The sequence below is a fragment of the Lutispora sp. genome, from assembly GCF_041687175.1.
Taxonomy (GTDB): Bacteria; Bacillota; Clostridia; order Lutisporales; family Lutisporaceae; genus Lutispora.
Map to the genome: position 1 here is coordinate 1 of NZ_JAWLCK010000164.1, position 5,025 is coordinate 5,025.

The 5,025-nt window shown below is 34.6% G+C and carries 4 protein-coding genes; 3 read left to right on the forward strand and 1 reads right to left on the reverse strand.

Annotated elements, in window-relative coordinates; genetic code table 11:
• Positions 1-124: 124 nt before the first annotated feature.
• Together ACESM9_RS14405 and glnA are read left to right on the forward strand one after the other, a co-directional pair.
• Positions 125-394, forward strand: coding sequence for a pro-sigmaK processing inhibitor BofA family protein (locus ACESM9_RS14405; protein ID WP_373000201.1), 270 nt, complete (start codon positions 125-127; stop codon positions 392-394).
• 361 nt (positions 395-755) lie between these two features.
• Positions 756-2,189, forward strand: coding sequence for a type I glutamate--ammonia ligase (glnA, locus tag ACESM9_RS14410; RefSeq protein WP_373000204.1), 1,434 nt, complete (start codon positions 756-758; stop codon positions 2,187-2,189).
• Between the two features lie 36 nt (positions 2,190-2,225).
• On the opposite strand, the gene ACESM9_RS14415 is transcribed toward glnA, so the two are convergent.
• On the reverse strand, positions 2,226-4,304 hold the full coding sequence (locus tag ACESM9_RS14415) for a sigma-54 interaction domain-containing protein (RefSeq protein ID WP_373000207.1): 2,079 nt from the start codon (positions 4,302-4,304) through the stop codon (positions 2,226-2,228).
• A 237-nt stretch (positions 4,305-4,541) separates the two neighbouring features.
• On the opposite strand from ACESM9_RS14415, the gene ACESM9_RS14420 reads away from it, so the two are divergent.
• On the forward strand, positions 4,542-4,850 hold the full coding sequence (locus ACESM9_RS14420; RefSeq protein WP_373000209.1) for a hypothetical protein: 309 nt from the start codon (positions 4,542-4,544) through the stop codon (positions 4,848-4,850).
• Positions 4,851-5,025: the final 175 nt, after the last annotated feature.

Genomic DNA, 5,025 nt, shown 5'->3' on the forward strand with positions numbered 1-5,025 from the left:
AAAAATGGACCTATGATACATATAGAAACCTTTTTTGCTGCAATTTTGTGTAATATTTCATGTACAATGAAATATATATTATTTAGCCAAGTATTGGTTAAGTTGCAGTAAAAGGAGGGTCTTTATGCCCCAGATAGATATTTTCACAATACTGGCCGTGTTTTTGGCCATAGGTGCTATCTATATAATAGGTATGCTATTAGTAGTACCGATAAAAATTGTAATAAAATTCATAATCAATGGTATCATAGGAGCAGCCTTACTATTCTTTTTGAATATTTTCGGCGGGTTTATAGGAATAAACATAGCAATCAATCCTATAACAGCCCTGATAGCCGGGTTTTTAGGAATACCTGGAATTTTACTTCTTTTGTTCCTACAATATTTCTTATAATCCATAGGAAAGTATAGATCTACCTTAATAATAACTTTCCGTAATGGATTTCAAGAAAGGTTTCCTTATTATAAATGATTTAAATATAAACCTTTCTTATAATGCATCGGAAAGTTTATACTTTCCAGTTAAATGCATTTCAAGAAAGGCTTCCTTGTTATTAAATACTTCCAATGGAAGCCTTTCTTATAAAAACATATATTAATAATCAATAAATGGGATTACAAGATGCAATTTATTATTGTAATCCCATTTACTTTTACCGTGAACCTTTTATTTCTCTATATTATTCCATAAAATACTATTGGCATGCGTTTTGCTTTATATAAAACAAAAATAAAATTGTATAGGAGGTTTTTGTATGTTCAAAACTTTGGAGCAGGCACAAAACTTCTGCAAAGAAAAAGGCATAAAAATGATAGACTTCAAAATGATTGACCTGGACGGCAGATGGCGCCATATTACAATACCTGCTGAGAGATTAGACGAAGGCACTATGGAATATGGGATAGGTTTTGACGGTTCCAACTACGGCTACGCTCCTGTAGAAAATAGCGATATGGTTTTTATACCTAACCTTGCTTCTGCAGCTATTGATCCCTTTGTTGAGATACCAACTCTTACTATGACAGGAGATGTCTGCATCATTGATAAACCTCACAACAGACCTTTTGACCAGTATCCGCGAAATGTTGCTCTAAGAGCTGAGGAATACATGAGAGAAACAGGTATAGCTGACAAGATGATAATTGGGCCTGAGTTTGAATTCCATCTATTTGATCATGTAAGCTTTGAGAATAATCCAAATAGAGCTGCTTATCGCATTGATACTGCTCAGGCAGAATGGAACACTGGTGTAGACCATGAGCAGAACTTTGGTTATCAGGTTCCTAAGAAGGGTGGATATCACATATCTGCACCACAGGATATTACATATGACCTTCGCAGCCACATGTGCCTATTGCTTAAAGAATGGGGAGTAGATGTTAAGTACCATCACCATGAAGTAGGAGGCTCGGGACAAGTTGAGATAGAAGTTGAACTTGGCTCAATGACTGAAATGGCTGATAAGACCATGATAATAAAATATGTGGTCAAGAATGCGGCCATAGCTGCAGGAAAGACAGCAACCTTTATGCCTAAACCTATTTTTGGAGAAGCAGGAAACGGAATGCATGTTCATATGCTGCTTTTCAAGGATGGAAAACCATTGTTCTATGATGAAAAGGGATATTCAAATTTAAGCGACACAGCACTATATTTCATAGGAGGGCTCTTAAAGCATGTGCCATCCCTCTGTGCCATAACAAATCCTTCTACAAATTCCTATAAGCGTTTAGTGCCAGGTTTTGAAGCGCCAGTAACCATTGGTTATGCAACAGCCAATAGAAGCTCAGTAATTCGTATACCAGCCTATGCTAAATCCCCTGAGAATAAGCGGTTTGAAATTAGAAATCCTGACGCTACCTGCAATCCTTACTATGCTTATGCTGCAATTTTGATGGCAGGCTTGGATGGGGTTCAGAATAAGATTGATCCATCTACTCAAGGATGGGGCCCATTTGATTTCAATCTGTATGATCTTTCAGATGAGGAAAAGGCCAAGATTAAGTCACTGCCCAAGAACCTTGATGAGGCTTTAGATGCATTGGAAAAGGATTATGAATACCTCACCCGAGGCGGTGTTTTCCCAGAAAGATTGATAAAACTTTGGATTAAAAAGAAGAGAGCAGAGAGTGAGCAATTCAACAAGTATCCTCATCCTGCTGAGTTTGCTAACTATTATGATCTATAATTAAAATTAATATGGCTGTAGGAGCAATAATTGCTCTTACAGCCATTGCAACTTCACCGCATTTCTGACTTTATCTTCAAACTCATATTCAAATTCTTCTCTTATATAGTTGTTTTTCAATAAGAAGCTGATCCCCAAAGGAGTTATAGAATTTCCTTCCCTGCCTATGTTTTTTTCAATTTTACCGTCGCTAGACAGTTTATCTATGTGTTTTCTTATCTCCATTTCTGATATTTCATAATATATCTTATTATATAGAACATGGAGAGTTCTTCTGCCTGTATTTATACCTATTTTTTCTGCATAATACAGCAGTTTCAGAACAAATTCTTCGCCTGTGTATTTATTGTTAACGTAATAATCCTTTACGCGAAGATAATCAGGAAGATTATCAAAGGCAAGGTAAGAGCTAGATATAGTGGTCATATATTTAAGCACATTTTTCAACTCTCTCACATTTCCCGGCCACTTATAATTGTAGCAGAAATTGATGAAATCACTGTAAACATGCATATTTTTACTCCATTTATTTAGATAATGTTCTGTTATAACCTTTATATCTTCATAGCGTTTGCGCAAAGGTGGAATCGTGATTTGGAATACATTTATTCTAAAAAACAAATCATGCCTGAATTTGCCTTCCTCCACCAGCTTTAATAAATCTCTGTTTGTAGCCGCAATGACTCTCACATCCACAGATATGATTGAATCGCCGCCTATACGCATGATTTCTCTTTCCTCTAATGCACGCAAAAGTCTTCCCTGAAGGTTTAGAGACAGATCTCCTATTTCGTCTAAGAAGATTGTACCCCTGTTTGCGATTTCAAAAAGTCCAAGCTTTCCACCCTTTTTTGCTCCTGTAAATGCACCTTCTTCATAGCCGAAGAGCTCAGATTCCAGTAGATTTTCCGGCAGTGTGGCACAGTTTATCGCTACAAAAGGATGAGATTTTCTATTTGAATTATTATGGATGGAGCCGGCGAAGAGCTCCTTGCCTGTGCCGCTTTCACCCAATAAAAGCACGGTAGAATCCGATGGGGCTATTTGCTTGCATATTTCTTTTGTACGAATAAATACTGGATCATTACTTATTAGATCCGAAAAATCGTATTTAGAATAATAACCTTTGCCTACGATTTTTTTATGAATTTTTTGTTGAGTATTTATCATTTCATAATAGGGATTTATCATTATGATCTTTCCATAATAATTGTTTTCCCTTTCAACAGATTTCATGGAAAGCACCAGATCATGGCCATTGTACTTTACCAGCTCGTCCTTAAATTCTTTATTACTTAAAATTGTTTCAATTTTTTTGTTACCATTGAAAAGTGTATGTATAGTATGATCTAATAACCTATCCATCGGCATGCCTAATATTTCTACAGATTTACTATTGGCAAATTCAATTTTATCCGAAGCATCTGCTACGATTACTCCGCTGGACAGCTGATCTAAAAGTATATTTAATTGGGCAGCCATAACGCTTTTGTTCTCATAGGTCGATTGCAATCCATACCAAAAGGATGGAATCTTGAACATATAGTTTTTAATTATTTCTTCAGATTTTTCTTTATCAACTCTTAATATGGAAAGAATATCGAATATGCTTGATATATCAAAGACTCTATGACCGATTATTATCACTTCTGCATCCATAGATGGAAGAAATGAATATTTCCGAGGATCTACATTTATTATGTAATCTACCTTTGGATAAGCAGCTTTTCCCTCCCAATAAGGATAGAGGGTTATATCTGATACTCCCAACTGATATATGAGAGCCGTTGTTTCATTGGCCATATATTGATTTATATTGACAACTAATGCGCTTTTGCCTGGAGGGATGCTTTTAATCTTTTTCAAAGCCTCTCGGGTAATGGTTCGTCTCATCATCAAGGTAGGAGCGTTACACTTTATAATTGATATGAATTCGTTATGCATTTCAGGATCTGTATATAATATAAGATCAGAAGCCGTTATAGGTGGTGGCGGCTCCATATCTCTGTTTCTGTAGTCTACTTCAAATAAGTCACCAAAAATTTTTAATATTTCATTTCTAAAAAATACGCAAATTTCTTCATCGATTCCTAATATAGTGATAAGCTTCTTCATTTTTTCACACTCCATATAATATTTGCTATGGAATATTTAATATAAAGCTTGTTGATGATTGAATTATAACATAGTGGGACAAGGTTTTAAATTTTAAAATAGAAACATTTCTCGTAATATGAAAACATTTTTTGCAGATAATATAAAAAGGATTATATTTTCACCTATTTGTTGATGATGTGTTGAAATTTATTTGGCTGTATTAATAAAATAAAGTAGATTGGAGAGAACAAGCTTATGAATGAACAGAATGATATGAGAAAGGACAGGATTATTATTGCTGATCCTGACAAATACCAGAACATTGAAATACGAAACATAAACTTTGACACAGGTGAAGGGTTGGCAGGCTTTGATGGAAATATGATAGTGGGAGACTCTGAAGATTCAAAGGATATATTTTTCTTATCTATAAAGCCTTTAGAAGAGAAACAAGTAAATGCAGTATGCGATAAAATAGAAGAAATATATCAAGATGAGAAAAAACCTATAAATCTATCTATATATGATGGAATAAATGGTATATATAATTTGAATGAGAAATAAAGAAAAAAGTAATCAAAAAAGGTATTTATGCATATAATGCATGTAGCCGGCATATAATTATGTACATTATTATAGGTTATGCGAAATAGGATATAGTAGCTGTATTTTGTATGAATGAGCCACTTTTATGTGGCCTTGTTTTAGGCGGAATAAACCAATAAAAATCATGTTGACA